The sequence below is a fragment of the Rhizobium sp. BIGb0125 genome (assembly GCF_024810055.1).
GTDB lineage: Bacteria > Pseudomonadota > Alphaproteobacteria > Rhizobiales > Rhizobiaceae > Agrobacterium.
Genome location: NZ_JANUDV010000001.1, coordinates 645382 through 669008 on the forward strand (window position 1 = coordinate 645382; position 23627 = coordinate 669008).

At 54.4% G+C, this 23627-nt stretch carries 26 protein-coding genes; 8 read left to right on the forward strand and 18 right to left on the reverse strand.

The window, feature by feature from the left end:
• Positions 1 to 6: 6 nt before the first annotated feature.
• From M2418_RS02920 to lgt, 4 genes are all read right to left on the reverse strand, one after another.
• Complete coding sequence (locus M2418_RS02920) at positions 7 to 1158, reverse strand: Xaa-Pro peptidase family protein (RefSeq protein WP_192488424.1); 1152 nt, start codon at positions 1156 to 1158, stop codon at positions 7 to 9.
• 2 nt (positions 1159 to 1160) lie between these two features.
• Entirely contained in the window at positions 1161 to 1955 is a 795-nt protein-coding gene (pgeF, locus tag M2418_RS02925) for a peptidoglycan editing factor PgeF (protein WP_259143902.1), read from the reverse strand.
• A 145-nt stretch (positions 1956 to 2100) separates the two neighbouring features.
• Positions 2101 to 3201, reverse strand: a complete 1101-nt coding sequence (locus M2418_RS02930; protein ID WP_259144816.1) for a class I SAM-dependent methyltransferase — start codon at positions 3199 to 3201, stop codon at positions 2101 to 2103.
• A gap of 15 nt (positions 3202 to 3216) precedes the next feature.
• A complete protein-coding gene (gene lgt, locus M2418_RS02935; RefSeq protein WP_405049364.1) occupies positions 3217 to 4065 on the reverse strand; it encodes a prolipoprotein diacylglyceryl transferase in 849 nt (282 codons plus the stop codon).
• A gap of 237 nt (positions 4066 to 4302) precedes the next feature.
• Here lgt and M2418_RS02940 point away from each other — a divergent pair, with 237 nt between their 5' ends.
• The 4 genes from M2418_RS02940 to M2418_RS02955 all read left to right on the forward strand — a co-directional run bounded on the left by M2418_RS02940 (position 4303) and on the right by M2418_RS02955 (position 6761).
• Positions 4303 to 4563, forward strand: a complete 261-nt coding sequence (locus tag M2418_RS02940) for an accessory factor UbiK family protein (RefSeq protein ID WP_192488426.1) — start codon at positions 4303 to 4305, stop codon at positions 4561 to 4563.
• A 462-nt stretch (positions 4564 to 5025) separates the two neighbouring features.
• Positions 5026 to 5526 carry a YbjN domain-containing protein gene (locus M2418_RS02945; protein WP_192488427.1) on the forward strand — a complete coding sequence of 167 codons (501 nt, stop codon included), beginning with the start codon at positions 5026 to 5028 and terminating at the stop codon, positions 5524 to 5526.
• Between the two features lies 1 nt (position 5527).
• Entirely contained in the window at positions 5528 to 6346 is an 819-nt protein-coding gene (gene proC, locus M2418_RS02950; protein WP_192488428.1) for a pyrroline-5-carboxylate reductase, read from the forward strand.
• Between the two features lie 73 nt (positions 6347 to 6419).
• A complete protein-coding gene (locus M2418_RS02955) occupies positions 6420 to 6761 on the forward strand; it encodes a tRNA-binding protein (protein WP_259143906.1) in 342 nt (113 codons plus the stop codon).
• Between the two features lie 66 nt (positions 6762 to 6827).
• Here the strand turns inward: M2418_RS02955 and M2418_RS02960 are convergent, their stop codons facing one another.
• The 4 genes from M2418_RS02960 to M2418_RS02975 all read right to left on the reverse strand — a co-directional run bounded on the left by M2418_RS02960 (position 6828) and on the right by M2418_RS02975 (position 10338).
• On the reverse strand, positions 6828 to 8207 hold the full coding sequence (locus M2418_RS02960) for an ATP-binding protein (protein ID WP_259144831.1): 1380 nt from the start codon (positions 8205 to 8207) through the stop codon (positions 6828 to 6830).
• Positions 8208 to 8266: 59 nt separating this feature from the next.
• Complete coding sequence (locus M2418_RS02965; protein WP_192488430.1) at positions 8267 to 8980, reverse strand: response regulator; 714 nt, start codon at positions 8978 to 8980, stop codon at positions 8267 to 8269.
• A gap of 1 nt (position 8981) precedes the next feature.
• Positions 8982 to 9479, reverse strand: coding sequence for a MarR family winged helix-turn-helix transcriptional regulator (locus M2418_RS02970; RefSeq protein WP_259143915.1), 498 nt, complete (start codon positions 9477 to 9479; stop codon positions 8982 to 8984).
• 247 nt (positions 9480 to 9726) lie between these two features.
• Entirely contained in the window at positions 9727 to 10338 is a 612-nt protein-coding gene (locus tag M2418_RS02975) for a DUF1236 domain-containing protein (protein WP_192488862.1), read from the reverse strand.
• Positions 10339 to 10552: 214 nt separating this feature from the next.
• Here M2418_RS02975 and M2418_RS02980 point away from each other — a divergent pair, with 214 nt between their 5' ends.
• Complete coding sequence (locus M2418_RS02980) at positions 10553 to 11197, forward strand: MBL fold metallo-hydrolase (protein WP_259143924.1); 645 nt, start codon at positions 10553 to 10555, stop codon at positions 11195 to 11197.
• Positions 11198 to 11374: 177 nt separating this feature from the next.
• Here M2418_RS02980 and M2418_RS02985 read toward each other — a convergent pair whose 3' ends face one another.
• From M2418_RS02985 to M2418_RS03005, 5 genes are all read right to left on the reverse strand, one after another.
• Positions 11375 to 11590, reverse strand: a complete 216-nt coding sequence (locus M2418_RS02985) for a cold-shock protein (protein ID WP_003494703.1) — start codon at positions 11588 to 11590, stop codon at positions 11375 to 11377.
• A gap of 447 nt (positions 11591 to 12037) precedes the next feature.
• Positions 12038 to 12934, reverse strand: a complete 897-nt coding sequence (locus M2418_RS02990) for a DMT family transporter (RefSeq protein WP_259143955.1) — start codon at positions 12932 to 12934, stop codon at positions 12038 to 12040.
• A 195-nt stretch (positions 12935 to 13129) separates the two neighbouring features.
• Entirely contained in the window at positions 13130 to 14323 is a 1194-nt protein-coding gene (locus M2418_RS02995; protein ID WP_259143956.1) for a PQQ-dependent sugar dehydrogenase, read from the reverse strand.
• Between the two features lie 205 nt (positions 14324 to 14528).
• Positions 14529 to 14849, reverse strand: a complete 321-nt coding sequence (locus M2418_RS03000) for a hypothetical protein (RefSeq protein WP_259143957.1) — start codon at positions 14847 to 14849, stop codon at positions 14529 to 14531.
• Between the two features lie 130 nt (positions 14850 to 14979).
• Positions 14980 to 15903 (reverse strand): EAL domain-containing protein, encoded by a 924-nt coding sequence (locus M2418_RS03005; protein WP_259143964.1) that lies wholly within the window; start codon positions 15901 to 15903, stop codon positions 14980 to 14982.
• A 254-nt stretch (positions 15904 to 16157) separates the two neighbouring features.
• Here M2418_RS03005 and M2418_RS03010 point away from each other — a divergent pair, with 254 nt between their 5' ends.
• Together M2418_RS03010 and M2418_RS03015 are read left to right on the forward strand one after the other, a co-directional pair.
• Positions 16158 to 17360 carry a pyridoxal phosphate-dependent aminotransferase gene (locus M2418_RS03010; RefSeq protein WP_192488863.1) on the forward strand — a complete coding sequence of 401 codons (1203 nt, stop codon included), beginning with the start codon at positions 16158 to 16160 and terminating at the stop codon, positions 17358 to 17360.
• 206 nt (positions 17361 to 17566) lie between these two features.
• A complete protein-coding gene (locus M2418_RS03015; RefSeq protein ID WP_192488437.1) occupies positions 17567 to 17833 on the forward strand; it encodes a DUF2188 domain-containing protein in 267 nt (88 codons plus the stop codon).
• Positions 17834 to 17880: 47 nt separating this feature from the next.
• Here the strand turns inward: M2418_RS03015 and M2418_RS03020 are convergent, their stop codons facing one another.
• The 5 genes from M2418_RS03020 to trxB all read right to left on the reverse strand — a co-directional run bounded on the left by M2418_RS03020 (position 17881) and on the right by trxB (position 22915).
• A complete protein-coding gene (locus tag M2418_RS03020) occupies positions 17881 to 18822 on the reverse strand; it encodes a LysR family transcriptional regulator (protein ID WP_250981936.1) in 942 nt (313 codons plus the stop codon).
• A gap of 180 nt (positions 18823 to 19002) precedes the next feature.
• Positions 19003 to 20115, reverse strand: a complete 1113-nt coding sequence (locus M2418_RS03025) for an alkene reductase (protein WP_259143972.1) — start codon at positions 20113 to 20115, stop codon at positions 19003 to 19005.
• Positions 20116 to 20128: 13 nt separating this feature from the next.
• Complete coding sequence (locus tag M2418_RS03030) at positions 20129 to 20422, reverse strand: helix-turn-helix transcriptional regulator (protein ID WP_192488440.1); 294 nt, start codon at positions 20420 to 20422, stop codon at positions 20129 to 20131.
• A 592-nt stretch (positions 20423 to 21014) separates the two neighbouring features.
• Complete coding sequence (locus tag M2418_RS03035; RefSeq protein WP_352230544.1) at positions 21015 to 21911, reverse strand: LysR family transcriptional regulator VtlR; 897 nt, start codon at positions 21909 to 21911, stop codon at positions 21015 to 21017.
• A 29-nt stretch (positions 21912 to 21940) separates the two neighbouring features.
• A complete protein-coding gene (gene trxB / locus M2418_RS03040; RefSeq protein ID WP_192488442.1) occupies positions 21941 to 22915 on the reverse strand; it encodes a thioredoxin-disulfide reductase in 975 nt (324 codons plus the stop codon).
• 243 nt (positions 22916 to 23158) lie between these two features.
• Between trxB and M2418_RS03045 the strand changes: the two genes are divergently transcribed.
• The gene (locus M2418_RS03045) at positions 23159 to 23626 is read left to right on the forward strand and encodes an Lrp/AsnC family transcriptional regulator (RefSeq protein WP_192488443.1); all 468 of its coding nucleotides are present in this window, start codon (positions 23159 to 23161) and stop codon (positions 23624 to 23626) included.
• Position 23627 lies beyond the last annotated feature (1 nt).

Here is a 23627-nt window from a genome sequence, read left to right on the forward strand (position 1 = left end):
GTTCTCTCAGACTGCAATCAAATCCAGCGTATGGCGCGACAGCGAGACGGGCGCATCCGTTGTGGTCAGATAGGTCTGGCCGAGGGTCATGGCGATGCCGCTATCGGAATCCATGATGATCATATGCACGAACAGGGTCATGTCAGGCAGAATTTCCTGGGTGTTGCCGGCATGGAACATCTGGTGTTCCATCCACGAGGGCGAAAAACGTGCGCCGAGCGAATAACCGCAAGCGTTGAGGCGGTGCCGTGTCAGTCCACGCTCATCCATGATCCGGGCATGAGTATCGAACACATCGCCAAATGTCTTGCCCGGCCTCAGGACCTCTTCGATGGCAATGATATTCTCGTGGGAGGCGTTGTATAGCTCCTTCTGACGGAAGTCTGGCGTGCCGATGACGACGGTGCGCATCATCGCAGCGTGGTAATGTGCGCTTACCCCGGCCCATTCCAGTGTCAGCTGGTCTTTTTCCTCCAGAGTACGGCGGCCGGCCTTGTAACGGCAAAGAAGGGCGTCCTGACCAGATCCGATAATGAACTCGTTGGCGGGGTAATCGCCGCCGCCGGCAAAGACGGCACCCTGCATGGCAGCCAGAATATCGGCCTCGCTACCACCGGCGCGGATCAGCGGAAGGGCAGCATCCAGCGCATCATCCGCCAGTTCGCCAGCGCGTTTGGCATACACAATTTCCTCGGCGCTTTTGACAAGACGCAGTCCGCTGACCAGATAGGACGCGTCGCTGATCTGGCAGAAAGTGGCCAGCTGGTTATCAAGCAACTTTGCGACGCGGCCGGTCATGCCATGGGTGTCATATTCAATGCCAACCTTGGCGCCGAGCAGATCCATTTCGCTCAGCAGGTTTTTCAGGTCCAGTGTCGGATCGGCGTTCAGCCTGTCCACCCATATGGTAATGTTCTCAATATTGGAGGTTTGACGGGCCTGCCGCAGATCTGCAGAGCGCGTCAACAGCGTCATGGTTCCATCGGACTTCACAATCAGTGTCTGGAAAAAGCAGTAGCCGAATGTGTCATAGCCGGTCAGCCAATACATGCTTTCCTGCGCAAACAACAAAAGCGCATCGAGATTTTCCGCCTTCATCCGCTCGATCAGGCGGGTGCGGCGGCTTTCGAATTCTCCTGTCGTGAAGTGCAGTGCCATGATTAGCTCTCCGTGATTGCAATTGCGGAAATCTGCCGACCGTAATCCGGCTCGGCGGCATGTGTCGTGCGGCGATAGGAGAAGAACAGCTCCGTATCGGGGTAGGTGCAGATGTCGAGGGAGTGCGCCTTTACGCCAGCGTTCAACAACCGGTCTACCGTCAGTCGCTGCAGGTCGAACATCGCGTGGCCGGGTTTGTCGGAGGCGTTGAAATAGGTCTGGTAGGCGGGATCGTAGCTCAGGAAACGATCAATGAATTCTGGCCCGACCTCATAGTTTTTCTGGCTGATCGACGGGCCAAGGCAGGCGATGATGTGTTCACGCCGTGCACCAAGGTCGACCATGGCTTCGATGGTGTTTTCCAGCACGCCGCCAAGTGCACCTTTCCAGCCAGCGTGAGCCGCGCCGATAACGCCAGCTTCGGGATCGGAAAACAGGATAGGGCCACAATCGGCGCTCAATACACCAAGCACGATACCAGGTGTTCTGGTTACCAGCGCGTCGCATTGCGGACGTTCGCCATCGAAATGGCTGTCGACGGTTGTCACATCTGGGGAGTGAACCTGATGGACGGTTGCCAGCCGTTCCAGCGGCAGGCCAAACCAGTTTGCGACGCGAGCACGGTTTTCAATGACGGCTTCCTGATCATCCTGCGAGCCGAGCCCGACATTCAGTCCGCGATAGATACCGTGTGAAACCCCGCCTTGCCGGGTGAAAAAACCATGGCGTATTGCGCCATTTAAACCTGATGAGAGCAGGGGGCTTTCTATCGGCAGAGGCATGTGCTCATCCTGCATGATATCGGGTTTCCTTGATTGAATGCGATTGAAACGGGACGGGATGACCCGGTGATGACAAAACTCCCTGAATTCACCCTGGCGGGGTGCCCGTGCAGTTTTACTGCTTCGTTTTGGCGATGTTGAACAGCGTGAGCGTTCCCTGTCAATCCACCGCGCGGAATGGAAGCAGATGGAGGTTCGGACTTGAAATGGCAAGCACCTTGAACAGTTCCCCCATTCGTCCTGCACCTTCACCGGCCAGACGCGATACGGATTCCGTGATTGCCTTGGCCTGTTCGGGTGTTGCATTGCGGGTCAGGGCCGAGGCGCGTTCCGCCAATCCAAGCCCGTACAGAAAGTCACCCTGATGCAGGCAGCCATTGATATGTACGCCGAGATCGCGCGCCGTTTGTGCCAGATGCTGGAAATCGACATGGCTTGTCAGGTCGGCTTCGCCGGGGTGATCAAGCGGCGGGTCGAACTCATGCATGCGCAGCGCCTGCAATGTGTCGCCAAAACCGGTCACAAGGTGGCCGTAGTCGATGATCAGTGCCGTACCGTTTTCGCTTTTCAACCGCTCGCAGATGGTAATCATCACGCTTTCGCGCGCAGGCGAATATTCGAAAATCGTGCCGACAGGCTCTTTCTCCGGTGCAAGCGGTAGCAGGTCCGGATCAATGCCCGCTGCACCTGTGGTGAATGCCAGATTGTCGTCAGCATCCAGCCCGACAAGTCTTTCGCGGAAGCCGTGGCCTGTCTTTATGAACTGTCGGATCGGAATGGCGTCGAACAATTCATTGGCGGCAATTAACGAGAAGCCTGCCGGTACCTCATCAAAACTGCTGTGCCAGCTGACTTTGCCATCATGGGCCTGCAACGTCTGTTGCTGGATTTCGGTCAGCCTGGGGCTGGTTTCCACCAGGTGCACGGTGCAGGTTTCGTAAAGCGGCGGGGCGATGCGGGAGATCACGCGCAACATATCTGCCATCATGGTGCCGCGTCCGGGACCGATTTCAATCAGCCGCGTATTGACAGGTGTGCCATGCCGCTGCCAGGCATGCACCATGAAGACGCCGAGCATTTCTCCAAAAAGCTGGCTGATCTCCGGGGCGGTGACGAAGTCGCCGGTCGGGCCAAACGGCTCACGGGTCTTGTAATAGCCGTATTGCGGGTCGGCCAGGCACAGCGAAAAATAATCCGTCACACTCAACGGTCCGCTTATGCGGATCATGGACTTCAGGCGCTCTGCGAGTTGCGTCATCAGTTATGCCTTTCCGCTTCACACGTGGGCCGGTGCCAGACGTGCGCGCAAGATGGCCCAGATGCCGAGTGCCACCATGGGTGTGGAAAGAACCATGCCCATGGTCAACCAGTTCCCTGCGAGATAACCGAGTTGTGCATCTGGTTCGCGGAAGAATTCCACGAGGATACGCGACAGGCCGTAACCGGTGACAAAGATGCCTGTGACAATGCCAGGTCGTTTCAGGGCATTGAAAACGTGAATGGCAACCACCAGCACGATAAACAGCACCAGACCTTCCAGAGCCGCTTCATAAAGCTGGCTTGGATGGCGTGCAAAGGGACCGCCGGTCGGGAACACGACGGCCCAGGGAGCGTCGCTCAACCGGCCCCACAATTCGCCATTGATAAAGTTGGCGATGCGTCCGAAGAACAGGCCGATCGGTGCCGCAGCTGCAATAATGTCAAACATGCTCCAGACCGGGATTTTGTTGCGGCGTGCAAACAGGAACATGGCGATGGTTGTGCCGGTCAGGCCGCCATGGAAGGACATGCCGCCATTCCATATCTCGAAAGCGCGCAAGGGATTGGCTGCAACTGACGGAAAATCATAGACCAATATGTATCCGAGGCGTCCGCCAAGCACGATGCCCGCCGTTGCCCAGACTATGAAGTCATCAAGGTGGGCGACGGTGATGGGCGAGGTGTCGCCGGGCCACAAGGTGTTTTTCCGGGTGAGGTGACGCGCATAAAGCCACCCAAGCATGATGCCAACGACATAAGCCAGTCCATACCAGTGAACGGCCAAAGGCCCGATGGAGATGGCAATCGGATCGATTTGCGGAAAAGGCATGATCGAAAGTGATGTCGCGGCTCGATACAAACTCATGTCCCATCAATTTGTTATTGTGCGGTAGATTTCCTGCATGGAAGTGCCTTTATCTGCCGGGAGCCGGAAGATGGCGATTGAATAGGAACGGGTCAAGGCGATTTTTGGGCACAATTTTTCCCTGATATGCAACCGTGCCGCTGCTTTCGATTTTACTTGCATAGAGGCATGGGAGTGCCTACCTGAAATTCATGGTTTTTGCTGGCCGTCACGGCCCGGAAGAAAGGATGTTTCGTCATGAGTACAGGACCGAATCGTATTGTGGATGAATTCGCCAAGCTGGTGACGGATGCGGCAGGTGCCGCACAGAGCGTGCGCAAGGAAGTCGAGACCGCTTTTCACGCACAGGCAGACCGCTGGTTGAGCGGTCTTGATCTGGTGAAGCGCGAAGAGTTCGAGGTTGTCCGCGAAATGGCGATCAAGGCGCGCGACGAAAATGACGCTTTGCAGGCGCGCATCGAAGCGCTTGAGGCGAAAATCGCAGAGCTGTCCAAATAATCCTGCCGGGTCATTACCCGTTGATTCTGTTGAATGCCGGGCCGGTTTGGTCCGGCATTTTTGATTCCTGGGCCTCGTCCGGAGATGTCCACAGGCCGGTTTGGGCATTCGAATCTGTTATTTGGCGTCAATAGATAAAAAAATCTGAAAATTTTCCGGTCTGTGGACATTGGCGAAAAGTTCAATCGCCAGAGTCGGTTATGACTCTGAACTGATATCGCGTCACAACTTCTATCCACTGCCTATTCCGCAAATTAGCAAAGGAGGGGGTGGCAGCCGGACTCGGTCGTTATACACTGATTTTAAATGATGATTCGAAACGAACCTGGTAAGCTCCAGACAGGGTGACTGCGTTATTCTGGCGGCTCGGGCAATCGTCCCAAATGTTGTGTCGGGTGTATGTGTGAGTTTTGTTCCTTGTGTACGAAACTGCGCAATCCATTCCGGTTGAGAAGGTGCCGTATGAGCCTAGTGGAAATTGAAGCTGAACGTCAGACGAACCCGGTTGATATGATCGAGTTCGTCGCCTCCTTGAACGACTGGTCGTTCGAGCGATCCGGTGAAGACGAGATTGCCATGACGGTGGAAGGACGCTGGACGGATTATCACGTCTCGTTCTCGTGGATGGAACAGTTCGAAGCGCTGCATCTTGCCTGCGCTTTCGACATCAAGGTGCCAGAGAGACGGATCAACGAAGTCATTCGTTTGCTGTCGCTCGTCAACGGACAAACGTTGATGGGGCACTTTGATCTGTGGCGTCAGGAAGATGTCGTGATCTTCCGTCAGTCACTGTTGCTTGCCGGCGGCGCAGAGCCAACCAATCAGCAGGTTGAAGTGCTGCTTTCCAGCGCGCTTGACGCTTGCGAAGCCTACTTCCAGGCATTCCAGTTTGTTGTGTGGTCCGGCATGGACGCAAAACAGGCCATGGATGTGGCCCTGTTCGAGACGGTTGGAGAAGCCTGAGATGGTCACGACGACAGGCAGGCCTCTCGTTCTTGTTGGAGCTGGCAATATGGGTGGCGCCATGCTGTCCGGCTGGCTCAAGAAGGGTGTTGCCGGCGCGTCCGTCGTTGTTCTCGATCCCAACCCATCCGACGCCATGAAACGGATGATTGCCGAGGCGGGTGCGACCCACTCGGTTACCCCACCTGATGGCATGACGGCTGGTATCGTGTTTCTTGCGGTCAAGCCGCAGCTGATGGATACGGTTCTGCCATCGATCAAGAAGTTGGTTGGCAGTGACACGGTTATCGTGTCGATCGCGGCCGGTAAAACACTGAGCTATCTGGAGACGCAGCTGGGTGCCGCCGCCATGGTGCGTGCCATGCCCAATACACCGGCCATGGTTGGTCGCGGCGTCACAGGCGCTTATGCCAATGCTGCCGTTAGCGAAGAGCAGCGCACTCAGGTTCACAATCTTCTTAAAGTCAGTGGCCCTGTTGAATGGGTTGCTGGCGAGGGCGATATCGATGCCGTCACCGCCGTTTCCGGCAGTGGTCCGGCCTATGTCTTTTATCTCGTGGAATGCATGGCGGAGGCTGGTCGGAAACTTGGCCTGCCTGCGGACCTCGCTATGCGACTTGCGCGAGAGACTGTCGCGGGGGCTGGTGAACTGCTTCATCAGTCCCCCGAAGACGCGTCTCGCCTAAGACAGAATGTGACATCGCCCGGCGGTACGACCGCCGCCGCCCTGTCGGTGCTGATGGCGCCGGAGGGCATGCAGCCGCTTTTTGACGAAGCCATCGCTGCGGCCCGTAAACGGGCAGAAGAACTTGCCAACTGAAGCGGGGCCCTTGCCCTGTGATTTAGGGTTCGGGTTGCTTCATTTCACTGCGCGGAATTGTGGGTAGGATTTCATGTCTCAAGAGATAAGCTATGCTGACTTTGAAAAGGTCGACATCCGCGTTGGAACGATCATTGAGGCAGAACCTTTTCCTGAAGCACGCAAACCGGCTTTCAAACTCAAGATAGATTTTGGTGTCGAGATCGGCGTCAAGAAATCATCCGCACAGATCACCGTGCATTATACTCTCGAGAACCTTGTCGGCCGACAGGTGTTGGCGGTTGTGAATTTTCCGCCGCGTCAGATCGGCCCTGTGCGTTCCGAAGTTTTGACGCTCGGCTTTGCTGATGCAAATGGCGACATCGTGCTGGCGGCGGTTGAGCGGCCGGTGCCGAACGGCCAGAAGATGTGCTGAGACGCACGTATCACCTGACAAAGCTCTTATCCGTCCCGTGCTTAAGATCGCATACTGCTGTGTGTGTTAAGCTGGGATTCTGACGATGACGCGAAGTCCGCCGAGCGGGCTGTTATCCAGCGTCACCTCACCACCATGGCTGATGGCAATATCCTTGACGATCGACAGACCAAGGCCGGTTCCTGACGAGTTGAGGTTGCGGGCCTCATCCAGCCGGAAGAAGGGCTTAAACACATCTTCGCGTAGGTCTTCCGGAATACCGGGACCATCATCATCAAATGTCAGAATAACGGATTTGGGTGCGTGTCGTACATCGACATGCAGCATATTGGCATAACGCTGGGCGTTGCCGGCAATATTGCCAATAAGCCTTGCAAAGGCGTTGGGGCGGGCTGCGATCACATCACTTCCGTAGATATTGTAGGTCATGACCTTGTCGTGCAAATCGAAATCAATACGCAGTTTTTCCAGAACCTGTGAGATGGCGAGTTTGCCTATATCTTCTTCTGCGCCATCCCGGGCGAAGGTGAGGTAGGCTTCCAGCATCGACTGCATGTCATCGACATCACGGTCCAGTTCTTCCAGTCCGGCACTTTCACCTGCCAGCGCCAACTGCAGCTTGAAGCGCGTAAGAATGGTGCGAAGGTCATGACTGACGCCATTCAGCATCGCCGTTCGTTGCTCAAGCTGTCTTTCGATACGCTCCCGCATCAGAATGAAGGCCAGGCCGGCGCGGCGTACCTCATCGGCACCGCGTGGCGTGTACTGCATGATCTTCTGACCCTTGCCGAAGCTTTCTGCAGCCTGCGCCAGCGACAGGATCGGCCGAATTTGACCACGCAGGAACAGGACGGAAATGCCGACCAGAACCAGGGAGGCGCCAACCATCCAGACAATGAAGATATGGGTGTTGGAGGCGTAGGCTTGGTTGCGGCGGGTGAAGACACGCAAGGTGTGATCTTCAAGCTGGATACGGATTTCGACCAGTGAGCCGTTGCCATAGGTGTCGATCCAGAACGGCTTGCCGATCTGCAATGTGATCTGGTCTTCCAGAATATTGTCGAGGATGGAGAAGTATTGCCTGGGAAGCGGGGCGGGCAGTTCCTGTTTCGGTTCGATGTAGATGCTGAGATCCAGCTTCTCACGGGCAATCCGCACGATGCGTGCCTCATCAGCCTCGTCTTCTTCCGTCTCCAGAATTTCGATAATGGCGGCGATGTCGCGCGTGACCCCGGCAGACAGGCGCTCGGTCACCATTTGCCAGTGACGTTCCATCACAAGGGTGACGACAACAGCCTGCAGCAAGATCATCGGCAAGATGATGATCAGCAGAGAACGGGTGTAAAGCCCTGTCGGTAGCCAGTGCCGCAGCCAGCGGGCTGCAAAACGCCACCACGACCAGATGTTGCTGTTCTGAATCTTGTTCATGAAATCAAGGCTCGCCATGGTCGTCATAACCTTTCCGGCGTTCAGATAATGCCTGCGTTCTGGGCTGGCTGGTTATATCAATCGATGCTCAAACGGTAACCGATGCCGCGTACCGTCTGCAAATAGACCGGGTTTGCCGGGTCATCCTCGATCTTGCGGCGCAGGCGGTTGATCTGCACGTCGATAGTGCGTTCTCCAACATCGGCATCGGTGTCTACCAACTCATGGCGTGGAATGGTTTCGCCAGACCGCAGGGCAAACAGCAGCATGATGTCCTGCTCACGATCGGTAAGCCTTATCGTCTCCGGTCCCTTGCGCAGTTCCTTTCGCGGAATGGAGAAGCTGTAAGGACCAAACATCACCTGTTCGATTTTGGGTGTGTCCGGCGATGCATTGCGGCGCAGGATGTTGTTGATACGAAGCACCAGCTCGCGCGGGTCAAATGGCTTTGCAAGGTAATCGTCCGCACCGGCCTCAAGTCCGGCAATACGAGCGTCCGCCTCTGACCGTGCGGTCAGCAGGATGACCGGCACGGATTTGTTCTCGTTGAGCGAGCGGGTGAGGGACAGGCCGTTTTCGCCCGGCATCATCACGTCGAGGATCAACAGGTCGAAACGAATGCCTTCCATTTTGCGACGAGCCTCGGCCGCATCCGCCGCAACGGTGACGCGGTATCCCTTTTCGCCAAGAAAACGCTGGAGCAGTTCACGAATGCGGGCGTCATCATCGACAATCAGCAAATGTGCTGCGTCGTCGGCTGCTGGTTGCTGCTTCTGCTCAGCCTTCGGCATGTCATTCCTCCGCTGCTGTCGGCGCTGGTGTCCGCATGCGTTTCAGAAACTCACGTATGAAGGTGCGTGCTTCCGGTTTCATACCATCAAGCGCATTGTCAATGCGACGGGATTGTGGTTCGCTGAGTGCCAGGGCAAGTTCGCGCCCGGTCAGTGTCGGATAAAGCCTGCGCTGGCGGCGGTCTTCCGGGCCTGTCATCTGACGAATGTAACCATCATCGATCAATTGCTTGAGAACACGCGCCAGGCTCTGTTTGGTGATCTGCAACGTGTCGAGAAGGTCTGCCACGGTCATTCCCGGATGGCGGCTGACGAAATATACGACACGGTGATGGGCGCGTCCGTAATCCAGCTTTTCCAGAATAGCGTCAGGGTCAGACACGAAGTCCCTGTAGGCAAAAAACAAAGCCTCGATTGTTTCAAAATCGATTTTGCCTTCATCCACACTTGGAAGTTTATGAAGTTCCTTGGCGGCTTTTTTCAGCGACTGCGGTGGCACCGTATTTCCTTACATGTCCGGTCTTTCGAATCCTGGCGAATACTAGCTGAAATTCGATCTTTGCGGGAGGATGCAATCAATCATTTTGTGTTGCCGTGCATAATATGCGGTTGCAACCACATCAATCTGTAAAGACAACACTTTCAGTGACGGTTTCTGTGAGATGCCAGCCTTCTAGGTCCTATGGTTAAATGAAAAAAGAGCGCGATCTCTCGCGCTCCATTTCCAGCCAGAAATGCCGTGGCGTTTATTGATAAATATAAACGATGCGGCGGCTTTCAGGCTCTACCAGTACGGGTACATTGTTTACGCGCACATAACGGTACTGGTAATCCGGGATGGCGATCAGCGGTGCTTCGGCCGGAACCGCGCTGCCGATGACAACGTCACCTTGGACCTCAACTTCCTGCGCAGGGTTCTGGTCGATGTAGGTGATGATGTTTTCTGGTGGTGTTATCGCATCGATATCCTCCACGCGACCCAGCTTCTCGTCACCTGGACCTGGCTGTGGCACGTTAATGCTGCCAGTTTTCTCAAAAGCGACAACTGGAACATCCAGTTCGGACATATGCTGTTCTAGCACCACTGGTGAACCTTCGTACATTACGTTGAGCTGTTCAGCGTATACCCAGCCGCGCATGCCGTTAATGTCCATGCGGCACCAGCTACTGCCTTCGAGGCATCCGTCGAGAACGCCGCTGCTGCCACGGGTGGCAAGGCCAACTTCTTCATATTCTTCGCCGGGGCCGGAACGCACCGAAATATCATCGGCCGTGGTGGCAACCATTGCGGCACTGGCTCCACCTGCCATCAGCGCCAAAAAGCTGCCGGCGATGAGTAGTTTGAGCTTATGCGTCATCATTATCACTCCGTTTATGACTGGGAATAGAACGCCTTTCCGCTGGGCCTGTTCCTGAAACTCGCGCATTTTTTCAGTAAGTTTCTGTTTTAGCGGCATTCTTTTTGTCTACTCAAAAGAGCTTGATGGTGGTTGTTGCAGCTACTGGATTGTGTGCTGGAGCGACCCTCCGTATACAAAGGCACCACCTGACCCAGAACCTTTGGAGATGATCATGGGAAAACTTCAGGCCGGGATTATTCCGGTGACGCCGTTTCAGCAAAACTGCACCATTCTGTTTGATGCGGACACCAAAGAGGGCGTGATTGTCGATCCGGGTGGTGATGTTGACGTTATTGTTCAGACCATCGAAGAAAACGGCATCAAGCTCAAGGAAATCTGGCTGACACATGGTCATCTCGATCATGCTGGTGGTGCCAAGGAGCTGAAAGAAAAACTGTCGCTCGATATTGTCGGTCCCCACAAGGACGATCTTCCGCTGCTCGAGCGCATTGAAACGCAGGCCGAGAAATACGGCATTGAAGGCCTGCAGAATGTCATCCCTGATCGCTGGCTGGAAGAGGGGCAGACTGTTTCGTTCGGCGAGCATGTATTTGAGGTCTACCACACGCCGGGCCACGCGCCGGGGCATGTGATTTATTACAACCGTGCGCAGGGCTTTGCCCATGTGGGTGATGTGCTGTTTGCCGGTTCTGTCGGACGCACCGATTTGCCCGGTGGCAACCATGATCAGTTGATGGCATCCATTCGTGACAAGCTGTTTCCGCTGGGCGATGAGGTCGGCTTTATTTGTGGCCATGGACCAGGTGGCCGTATCGGGGAAGAGCGCCGGACAAACCCTTACCTGCGCGGTCTTTGAAACACCCCATCACGCTTTCCGAAAACCGGTTGCGGTTTTCGGAGGCGACCGCTGAACAGGGGCGTTATAGGACACTGATGTCTGCGTAGATGTTAAAGCGCAGGTCGCCAAATGCTCGCATAAAAAAACCCGGCATTCCTGCCGGGCTTCAACTGGACGGGAAAGTCGTCCTTTGGCTCAGCCAGCAATCTGAAGATTGACTGCTTTTGGGCCTTTGCCGCGACGATCAGGTTCCGTGTCGAAGCTCACTTTCTGGTTTTCTGAAAGACCGGACAGGCCGGAAGCCTGTACAGCAGAGATGTGTACAAAGATATCAGCGCCACCATTGTCTGGCTTGATGAAGCCGAAGCCTTTGTCTGTGTTGAAGAATTTTACGGTGCCAGTCTCGGCCATGCATCAGGTCCTTTTCGCTCTGCCTGTGTTCAGCGTCAGGCAGCATTTCAGTTTTGCCCAAAGGGCGTACGGCAGGCAGTTCTTGAATGGTGAGAAAAGGGACCTCCTTACTCACGAGAAATATATTTGAAGGTTTTCGTCCTTTAATTATTCCCCGTCCGGAGTTTTGGCGCCTCCGGTTCGCATATTATTTAGGTCTTCCCATGCTCGCAAATTGCCCGAACCGCAACAGAGTGCTGTGTTTATAGAAAATTGGCAAGCAAAAGTTTTTATCCGTTGTTTATTCGGATAGCTGTCATCTTATGGCTATGAATCACCGTGTGAGGCTTTTTTTCTATGTTTACGCTAACATCGGAAAAAGCATCGCGCCGTTCGGGATTTTTTATTATTTTACGCGCAAAAAGCGTAGTTTTTGGCGAAAAATCGAAAAAAATTAGAAATACACTTTTATTGCGTGTATACCGCCGACCTTTGTCGGGTGAACTCCGGTACAAGCTCCACAAGCAGTATGGTTACGAAGATCAGCGCGCATCCAATGTAACCAATGCCGCTCAAGGTTTCACCCAAAAACGCTGCTGCAAACATGGCGGCAAACAGTGCTTCTGATGACAGGAAGATCGCGGCCTGCGGAGCCGTCGTATAACGCTGTCCGATAACCTGCAGCACAAAGGCAAGGCCTGACGATACCAGGCCGACATAGAGAATTTCACGCCATGCGTTGGAAATGGCGTTGAGCGAGAAGGGCTCCATAACGGTTGCCATCAAGCAGCATAATACGGAGCACACGGCAAACTGGACGCAGGAGAGGGCAAGCGGTCGATTGCTCGTAGTGACGAACCGTCCTGCCAGCGTGATCTGGATTGCCCAGAAGAAGGCGCAGATAATCGAGAAGATATCGCCGCCATTCAACTTGCTGAAGGTGCCGCCGGATAACAGGAAAATCCCGCCCAACATCATCAGCGCGCCGGGCCAGACAATCCAGTGCGGAAAACGGCGATAGACAACAACAGCGATCACCGGAACGAAGATCACGTAAAGGCCGGTCAGAAAGCCACTATTGGTAACCGTTGTTGTCACAAGGCCAATCTGCTGTGTAATGGCGCCACCGAGCAATGCGAGACCGACCAGGCCGAAGCCGGAAAGCTCCTTGCCGGTTGGCAGGCTTTTCATCTTGCGAGCTTCCATCAACGCAAACGGCAGCACAGCCAGCGCCGCAATGCCAAACCGCAGGCCGACGAACCAGAAAGGTCCGATATTCTGCATGGCAGTTGATTGTGCAACAAAACCGCCACCCCAAATGGCAGCCGCAAGAAGCAGAATAAGATTGGCCTGAACGCGCGTCATGATTGCCCAAACGATCCATAAGTGCGGGGAACCTGATAACGGTATTCAGCACATATATATTGCAGATCTGTGATTGTGATGGCTTGGCTCTATCAGGTCACAGAACGTCCGGCAAGCTGGACTGATCGCTTTGATGTGGGGCTTTCAACACGTTGCGTTTAATTGTGACACGCAACGTGCTGATTGTCTCAAAGCTCAGGAGGCGTTGGCGCGTGATACTCTTAAAAGAGAACCGTTGCTGTCATCGGTTAAGATGAGAAGCGCGCCATCGGGGGCAACGACAACGTCACGCATACGGCCGTAATCGCCTTTCAGCATACGTTCTTCCGAGGCTATCTTGCCGCTTTCATCTCGCTCCAGCCGCACAAGCAACTGATATTTCAATGCGGTGACAAACAGGCTGCCATCCCATTCCGGGAACATGGCGCCGTGATAAACGGCAATGGCGCCGGGTGCGATCGAGGGATCCCAATAATAGTCAGGCTGTATCATACCTTCCTGTGCGGTCCCTCCAGGGAAGTCCTGACCGGAATAATGTTTGCCATAGGAAATGACAGGCCAACCGAAATTGCCACCGGGTTGCGGGATGTTGATTTCATCGCCGCCGCGGGCACCATGTTCTACCGTGAACAGGGTGCCGTCTTTGGTGTCGAAAGCCAATCCTTGCGGGTTACGATGGCCAATGGACCAGACTTCTGGCGCACCTTCACCATTTACAGCGTAAGGGTTGTCTGCGGGGATCTTACCATCTGTCTCGATACGCAAGATCTTGCCAGCATGGTCCTTGGGATCCTGAGCGCGATCACCATCACCCCGGTCGCCAATGCCGAAGAACAATTTGCCATCGCTGGAGATTGCGATCCGTGAACCAAAATGCTGGCCGGTGCCGGTAAAGCGGTTCATTGCAAATAGACGTTCAGCGCCCTCAAGGCGTGAATTGTCTGGCGCCAGTTTTGCACGAAACACAGCCGTGCCGCGTCCGCCATCACCATTGATGGAGGCTGTGAAATAAAGCGTTCTGTTTTCAGCAAATTTCGGATCAAGCGCGATGTCGAGCAATCCACCTTGGCCGCCAGCCGATATCGCCGGCAGGCCAGCAAGTGGTGCAGACGGTTTGCCGTCCTTGATGATCCTCATGCGACCGGCACGTTCAGTGACGATATAAGAGCCATCCGGCAACACTTCGACGGACCAGGGATTTTCCAGACCGGATGCCACAATCTGTACCGCAATGTCGGCTTTTTCGGTTTTTTCCTGTCTTACATCGTCAGCCGCATAAGAAAAGATGGGCAGCAGCAGGGAGGCGCTCGCAATCAGAGCAGCCAGAGGGAGGTGGTGCGCTGTGAATTTACCCAGTATCGCGGAGGGGCGATGGCGGCTTTCCGTCATGGATTATCTCCGTTCAGAGCGTAACCCGTGGCAGGCATATAAGGACCGGCCAAGATTATGCATCAAAGTAAAATCTGGAGCGCCGGTCTTTCGTTCGATAATTCGAATTGCGCCCTGTGGTGTGGTGCCGGGCTAAATGTGCATTGCTTGTAAAAGGTTTCAACCTTTTGGTGTTCACGACTTGCTGATCGACAGAGTTTTTAGATCAGGTGCGGCGATTGATATGGTCTTTGGCAACGTCCTTCAGGCTTCTGCGTGCCAAGGCTGCCGTTCCGCTCATCATCAGCAGGAAAGAAGCAACAAGACATGCCATCAGCACAACACGGTCATTGAGGCCCTCAGACAGCGCCACTGCGCTTGATGGAACGGACTGCATGACCATCGATATTTCGGAGGCGTGGGCAGAGGTGGCAAGGCCAGCTGCCATTGTGACGATAACCGTCAGGGCTGCAATTGCCATCCACAACGAAAACAATGTTCTGCGGGTTCTTACGCGCTGTGCTGTCTGTTGATCTTCAATGAACATGTTTCGATTCCCTCTGTCTCATGAAGGGAATAAAGGCTGTGATGTGGACTGCTTGGCGACCGAATTTGGACTTTAACCCGCAATTATCATGGTCATATTGTGGCAAGCAGATTTTGCCCGCAAAACGCGGTCAATTCTTGCGTTTTCCAAAGGCCCTGGTAGGTCGCAGGATGCGACTTTCCACAGGTGTAACGTCCCGGTAGAGGTGCTGCTGAACCTGGTCGACACCGGAGTAGATGATCCGGCCGTGTTCATCGAGTTCGGGGAAACGCTCGTCAAAGGTGGTTGGTGCGAGTTCGGGGCGGGCCAGTGCATATCCCTGCATTAAGTTTACGCCGAGATCACCACAGAGTTCGACTTGCCAGTTTTCTTCCAATGCTTCGAAAACCGGCTCTATGCCGTCGTCCATGAACTGTCTGACGATGACCCGCAGCAGTGCGGCACCCGCCGAGTTGCTCATGAAGTCGCGCACCCAACTGGCTTCAAACTTCACATAGTCCGGCTTGACCAGTTTCACGCGCTCAATATCGGAATCGCCAGCGCCATAATCATCAATGGCAACGCGAAAACCAATGGCATGCATATGACTGGCGAAATCGGCGATCAGCTGGGTGTCCTCAGCCTTCTTGTCGGAGAACTCGCACACGATGCGATCAGGCGTCATGCCAGCCTCATGGGCGGCAAGGCGCATGCGTTCTACTTCCTGACGCATCTTTCCCGGTGTGCGGAAAAGGCCGGGATGAAAGTTGACAAAGATACGCGCCTTGCTGCGATCAAGATATCCTGTGTTGAGGATGTGCAGGGTCCGCAGCAGACTGTCGATCGCTTCAATATCAACCGGGTTCACCGAGGGGAAAAACTCGGCAGGCGATACCGCTTCGTCAGCCTTGTAGGGACGCACAAGACCCTCAAAGGAATCGATGTTCAATCGCCCATTCCCCAACCGCCGGAAAATTGGCTGGAGTGCGGATTTCAGCACGAAGTGACCGTAGACTGTTGTCCAGGTGCCATCCGGTTCTTTGGCAAGATTCGAGAAAATGCTCTTTGGGGTCATCGGCCGCTACAATATCAGTTAATATTCGCTTCCGCGCTGGATCGTATATACGATATCGCTAAAGCGTTACCTTGCCGTTAAGCATCCAAAAAACAGCGATGCCATTATGGACCAAGGGACCGAAAAATGACGTCAACCTGTCATATTGCGGTGCTTTTGCGCTTGAAAGCAGGGCAGTCTTTCGACATAGAACATGCCGCAGACGGTGACTTGAAGAGCCTCTGCCGATGTCAACTTCAATAGGACCGATAAAAATGGCCTTCCTTGCCGACATTCTCTCCCGTGTAAAGCCATCCGCAACCATCGCAGTTTCCCAGAAAGCTCGTGAGCTCAAAGCTCAGGGTCGCGACGTTATTGGTCTTGGCGCAGGCGAGCCGGATTTCGATACGCCCGACAATATCAAGGAAGCTGCCATCGACGCGATTAAACGCGGCGAAACCAAATACACGCCAGTTTCGGGTATTCCTGAACTGCGCAAGGCAATTGCCGAAAAGTTCAAGCGCGAAAACGGTCTTGACTACAAGCCAGAGCAGACAATCGTTGGTACCGGTGGAAAGCAGATTCTTTTCAACGCATTCATGGCGACGCTTAACGCTGGTGATGAAGTTGTTATCCCTGCACCTTACTGGGTCAGCTACCCGGAAATGGTTTCCATTTGCGGCGGTACACCGGTTTTCGTCAGCACCACGCTGGAAGACAATTTCAAGCTGAAACCTGAAGCACTGGAAAAGGCGATCACGCCAAAGACCAAGTGGTTCATTTTCAACTCACCATCCAACCCTTCGGGCGCTGCTTACAGCCAGGCTGAGCTGAAGGCTCTGACCGACGTGCTGGTCAAGCATCCGCATGTCTGGGTTCTGACCGACGACATGTATGAGCACTTGACCTATGGTGACTTCAAGTTCGTCACACCGGTTGAAGTTGAGCCTTCGCTCTACGACCGCACTCTGACCATGAACGGCGTTTCCAAGGCCTATGCCATGACCGGCTGGCGCATTGGTTACGCTGCAGGTCCACTGCAGCTGATCAAGGCCATGGACATGATCCAGGGCCAGCAGACCTCCGGTGCGACATCGATTGCACAGTGGGCGGCTGTTGAGGCGCTGAACGGTACGCAGGATTTCATTCCGGCCAACAAGAAGATCTTCGAAGGCCGTCGTGATCTCGTGGTTTCGATGCTCAACCAGGCCAAGGGCATCAATTGCCCGTCGCCTGAGGGTGCATTCTACGTTTACCCGTCCTGTGCTGGCCTGATTGGCAAGACCGCACCGTCGGGCAAGGTTCTCGAGACCGATGAGGATTTCGTGTCCGAACTTCTGGAAACGGAAGGCGTTGCCGTGGTTCACGGTTCGGCCTTTGGTCTTGGCCCGAACTTCCGCATTTCCTACGCAACGTCGGAAGCGCTTCTCGAAGAAGCGTGCAAGCGCATTCAACGTTTCTGCGCAGCCTGCAAGTAATTCTGTCTGATATCAAGGAAAAGCCCGGCCTTCGTGCCGGGCTTTTTCGTTTGTGATGTGATGTACATCAAGCGATGTTTGCACTTTTTGCTTTTTAATAGGATAGTACCGTCCCAAGGACACATGCCGCCATGCCGCGACGCCATGTCCTTTGTATCATCCTCGCGGCCAGCGACATGTCCTTCAAAAAACAGGAGGAAATGCGCATGACAAAAGTGGTGTACGAGATTGTGCCGCATGATGGCGGTTGGGCTTACAGGATGAATGGTGCCTGGTCTGAAGCCTTTCCAAGCCATGCCGATGCGTTGGCTGCCGTCAACATTGTGGTGCAGGAACAGCAGGTTGGTGGCGAAGATGAAGAAATCAGCTACCAGGATGAGCGCGGACGCTGGCATGAGGAATACAGCAATGGCGGCGACCGGCCAGAGGCTGTCATTGTGGACGAAACCGTACCCACTATGCCCAATTCTTGATACTGCCTGCCTTGTGATAGCAGGGTGGCGTAAGTTTGCCGTGTTGTTCAGGGCTTATGTGTTAGTGCCTCTGGGTCCATTTGTTTCAGATGGCCCTTCAACCCGTCGACAAGAGCGCTGAAAACGGCGCGACACTTGGGTGATGTTCTTAGGTTCTCGTGCATCGCAACCCAGGTGTACAGCGGAATTTCGATGGCAGGCAAAATGCGCACCAGATTGTCCTCCCTGTTGGCAATGCCGATCTGACAGACGCCAATGCCTGCACCTGCACGGATCATCGACAGCTGCGCCAGATTGCTGTCCGCCCTTATTGAAAAGCCGATTGCCTCCGCATCGGGAATACTGGGATTGTCCTTGCGCATCTTTTGCAGCAAGCCGCGGATGAAAGGCGTTTTCCGGTCAAAACCAATCAGATGATGACTGTTGAGATCCTGTTTTTCCTGCGGTGTACCCGCCTTGGCAAGATAGGATTTGTGGGCGTGAAAACCCAGCCGCATATTGCCGACATAACGGATGACAAGTGCTTCCTGCAGCGGTTCAGTCATGCGAACGGCAATATCCGCCTCGCGACGCAGCAGGTCTTCTATTGTGTCGGAAAGCGATAGTTCGATTTCCAGCTTCGGATATTTTTCCTGAAGGCCCGCGATGATATCGGGCAAAATTTCAACGCCGATAATATCGGCGGCGCTGATACGGACTGAACCCTCAACCTTGCCGACCTCACCTGATGCTGCGCGCAACAGTGCCGATGCGGTCGCCGCAAGGTTTTCGGCGTAAGGTCGAAGGGCCAGCGCTGCTTCCGTTGGCATCAGGCCGTGGGGAGAGCGGATAAAAAGCTGGTAGCCGAGCGTTTCTTCGAGCGCGCCAATATGGCGACCGGCGGTTGGTTGGGTGATGCCCAGTTCACGGGCGGCAGCGGACAAAGAACCGTCACGCAAGACACTCAGGAATGTGCGGTAAAAATCCCAACTTGGCTCGATGCTGTTCATAAAAATCCGTATGGAGATGCAAGGAAATTAGTCAATTTCGTATAGCTGGATTTCTACAATCATTCCAGTTTCGAAACGGAATTGTGATCACTTGGTGCTTTGGCTGGGACGGCGTAATTCGGAGATTGATTCAAAGACACTGCGCAATCGGTTGATTGCGCAGTGGGATTTATGTACCGCTCAGGCGAGGGCAGGGTAGTCGGTGTAACCTTCAGCGCCACCGCCGTAAAGTTTTTCTGGCTGCAAGGCGTTGAGCTCAGCATTCTCCTTGAGGCGACGCACCAGGTCCGGGTTGGCGATGAACGGACGGCCAAAGCTGATGGCATCTGCCTTGCCGTTGGCAACCGCGTCAATTGCGGTTTCGCGGGTGTAACCGTTGTTGGCTATCCAAAGACCCTTGCCACCAGCGTTGACGTAGGCGGCTCTCAGCGCGTCATAGTCAAATGGGTTGCCGCTATCGGACAGATCGCGTGGACCGCCTGTAGCGCCTTCCACGACGTGAATAAAGGACAGGCCGCGGCCGCCAAGCTGCTTTACGACATATTCATAGAGCGGTTGTGGGGCAGGTTCGGCGATGTCGTTTGCCGGGGTGACTGGTGACAGGCGAATGCCAGTGCGTCCAGCACCGATTTCCTTGGCAACCGTATCAACTACCTCGAGGAGGAAGCGGCTGCGGTTCTCAATCGAGCCGCCGTACTCGTCGGTGCGCTGATTGGTACTGGATTTCAGGAACTGTTCGATGAGGTAGCCGTTGGCTGCATGGATTTCGACGCCGTCAAAACCTGCGTCAATAGCAAAGCGGGCAGCCTTGCGGTAATCCTCGAGGATGGCTGTTATGTCGGATTTGTCCAACTCCCGGGGGGCGGACGTCTCGGCAAAGGCGCCGGTGCCATCTTCATTGATGATGTAAGTTTTGGACTTGGCGATAATGGCGGAAGGGGCGACCGGCTGGCCTTCCTGCGGCTGCAGCGAGGTGTGCGAGATGCGGCCGACATGCCAGATCTGGGCAACAATCTTGCCGCCTTCTTCATGCACGGCATCCGTTACCTTTTTCCAGCCTGCCAAGGCTTCCGGCTTGTAGAGGCCTGGAACGTGGGCATAACCCTGACCCTGCTGGGTAATTGCGGTACCTTCGCTGACAATCAGGCCGGCTGTAGCGCGCTGGCGATAATAGGTGACATTGAGATCATTCGGGAATTCACCCGGCGAACGGTTGCGTGTCAGTGGTGCCATCACGACACGGTTTGCGAGGGTAATATCTCCGGCCTGTGCTGGATCAAACAGATTGCTCATGTTGCTCAACTTTCTACAAATTTTCATTCAGATATTGTTGAAATGCCGCAATGGTCTCTTCATTGCGCTCGTAAAAAATCCACTGCCCAACCTTGCGGGATTTGATGAGTTCTGCCGCCTGCAGGGTGGCAAGGTGGGTTGATACAGTTGATTGCGACAGGCCGCTGACTTCGAACTGTCTGGCGCAAACGCCCATGCTAAACGGATGCTCCTGGCCACAAAAATGGTTTTCCGGGTCTTTAAGCCAGATCAGAAACTTCAACCGCACAGGATGCGATAGAGCTTTCAGCACATCCTCATGGTTCATGGGTCTATCCTCATATTTGCGTTGATCGATATGTGTATCGACGTTTATCGATATTCAAGATCGACGCCGTAAAAAAATTCACGCGGAAAAACGCGCAAAAAAATAGGCCGCCAGATTTCTCCGCGGCCGTAAGTTTGAAGGTTAAAAACCTCCAGAGGGGAACAGCTAGTGCACTGGAAAATTCATCAGCGCATCAGCTAATCCACATATGGGAGTTGTGTTGCTCAATCACAAGGGATGATTTTCTAATAAAACGCGATTTTTTCGAAAATGGGTAAAAAAAGAGGGCCGCCGGATTGCTCCAGGGCCCTTATAAGTGTGAAGGTTAAAAAACCTCCAGAGGGGAACAGCTAATGCGGTGGAACTGGGAGGAAAGCCACCGTGTGCACTAGCTGTGAGCGATATGGTGCTTTTTTGTGCATACAGCAACTCTTTTTTGTGCAGGTCAGGCATGCGTCTAGCGCATCGCTTAAGAACTTTGTCTTATTTCTGTGCAAATCTCGCCTGTCAAACGACAGGCGATTCTCTTGATTTGCGATATAACTAGTTGTTTTTGTTGAGTTTAGGCAGGCGGTGCGGATTTTGGGCAGAATCAGAAATTCCAGTTGCGCGCCTTGGCGACAATGAAATCACGGAAAGCCTTAAGCTTTGCGGCATTCTTCATTTCGTCCGGATAGCAAAAGTAGGTATCGAAAGATGGAATGTCTGCGCTGATCGGTAGCTGGATCAGACCGGGGTCACGGCCAACAATGTAGTCGGGCAAGCACGCAATGCCGATGCCGAGTAGGCATGCACGTTTGATCGACGTCTGGCTGTTGATCTGCAGGTGCGGTGTGCGTGCATTGTCAGACGAGCGTCCGGCATATTCCAGCCAGTTGACGTCCAGCAGGTAGTTTGGCGCCGGTTCACCGAACGAAATGATGTGGTGGTTGTCCAGATCCTCAATCGACTGTGGCTCGCCATAGCGGTTGATATAGGACGGTGCTGCGTACACATGCATATGCACGGTGAACAGCTTGCGTTGGATGAGGTCCGACTGCTGCGGCTGGCGAAGGCGGATTGCGCAGTCAGCATGGCGCATGTTCACATCCAGCTCCTCGTTGTCGAGGATAAGCTGGATGGACATTTCAGGGTAGAGTTGCAGAAATTCCTGAATTTTGTCGGTCAACCAACCCTGGCCAAGGCCCACTGTTGTTGTGACACGCAGTTTGCCGCTTGGCTTCTCGGTTGTCTCCGTCAGCTGCATCTTGACGGTTTCAAGCTTCAGCAGAACATCATGGGCGGTGCGATAGAGCAATTCGCCTTGCTCTGTCAGGATAAGGCCGCGCGCATGGCGGTGGAACAGCTTGACGCCGACATCCTGCTCCAGCGCGCTGACTTGCCGGCTGATGGCCGACTGGGACAGGTGAAGTTTATCGGCCGCGTGTGTGAACGAGCCAGCTTCCGCTGCCGCATGGAAAATGCGCAGTTTATCCCAGTCTAATGGCATGCCCATGCTGTTCCCTTATCGTTGTTATCTTATTCGGCCGCTATTGCTGCGGGTTGGTGTCCTGCCAGGAAACGTTCGGCCTCCAGTGCCGCCATGCATCCCATGCCGGCTGCGGTGATTGCCTGTCTGTAGGTATCGTCGGTAACGTCGCCTGCAGCAAAAATGCCGTCAACATTGGTTGCTGTCGAATCCGGTGCAGTCCACATGTAGCCATTTGGCTTGAGACGCAGCTTATCCTTGAACAGTTCAACCGCTGGCGCATGGCCAATCGCCACGAAGACGCCGTGCGTTTCGACTTCGGTAATCGCGCCGGTGCGTGTGTCCTTGAGCTTTGCGCCTGTCACAGATGGTGGCATTGGCGGCTTTGCTGGTGTGCCAACGATTTCCTCAACGGCAGTGTTCCAGAGAACCTTGACGTTTTCCTTGGCAAACAAGCGTTCCTGCAAAATCTTTTCAGACCGGAAGGAATCGCGGCGATGAACGACCGTGACGGTCTTGGCAATGTTGGACAGATAAAGCGCTTCTTCAACGGCAGAGTTGCCGCCGCCGACCACGATCACGTCCTTGTTGCGGTAGAAGAAACCGTCGCAGGTGGCGCATGCGGAAACGCCGAAGCCCTGGAAGTGCTGTTCGCTTTCCAAACCAAGCCATTTTGCCTTGGCGCCGGTTGCAATGATCAGCGTGTCAGCGGTCCACACGGTGCCGGAATCTGTCTTCACGACAAATGGGCGGGTGGTGGTTTCTACTTCAGTCACCAGATCGTTGACGATTTCTGCGCCGACATGGGTTGCCTGCTTCAGCATCTGGTCCATCAGCCATGGACCCTGGATCGGATCGGCGTAACCAGGATAGTTTTCCACATCGGTGGTGATCATCAGCTGGCCACCCTGTTCCATACCGGCAATAAGGACAGGCTCGAGCATGGCACGCGCTGCATAAATGGCAGCTGTGTAACCTGCTGGGCCGGAACCGATGATAAGAACTTTGCTGTGGCGCGCGGACATTATTTGACTTCCTTTCGATGCGGTTCGGGATGAAGCAGGTGCAATGGACGCAAATGCTAAAACGCCGCCGCCTGTTTTGCCCCGTATTTAAGGGCGTACAGTACCGATATTCAAGGGCAGCCGTGCTTTACCAACAGGGCAGTTATGCAGTTATGTAATTTTATGACTTGTTTGCCTCACATTCTTGCGAATCTTGGCGTCAGGAGTAGAAGGAATGAAAACCATTACCACGGGAGATAGCCGGTGACTCGCGTAGAACTCGATGCCATCGATCTTAAAATTCTGCGAGAGTTGCAGCGAGACGGTCGTATGACCAATGTCGATCTGGCCGAGAAGGTCGGGATCTCCGCGCCGCCATGCCTGCGTCGCGTCAGAAAGCTGGAGGAGGGCGGCGTGATCGAAGGGTATCACGCCATGCTCAATGCCCCCAAGCTTGGCTTTGATCTTGTTGCTTTCTGCATGGTTGGCCTGAAGCGTCAGTCGGAAGCCAACCTCAAGGCCTTTGCTGCGGCGACAGATCGCTGGCAGCTTGTACGTCAGGCCTGGATGGTCTCTGGCGAAAGTGATTTTCTGCTGCACTGTGTGGCGGAGAACCTGACACAGTTTCAAGACTTCGTAATCGAAGTGCTGACGGCTGACGAAAATGTCGACACGGTCAGAACCATGCTGACCATTCGTCAGGTCAAGCGTATCGGTCTGGTCGAAGTCTAAG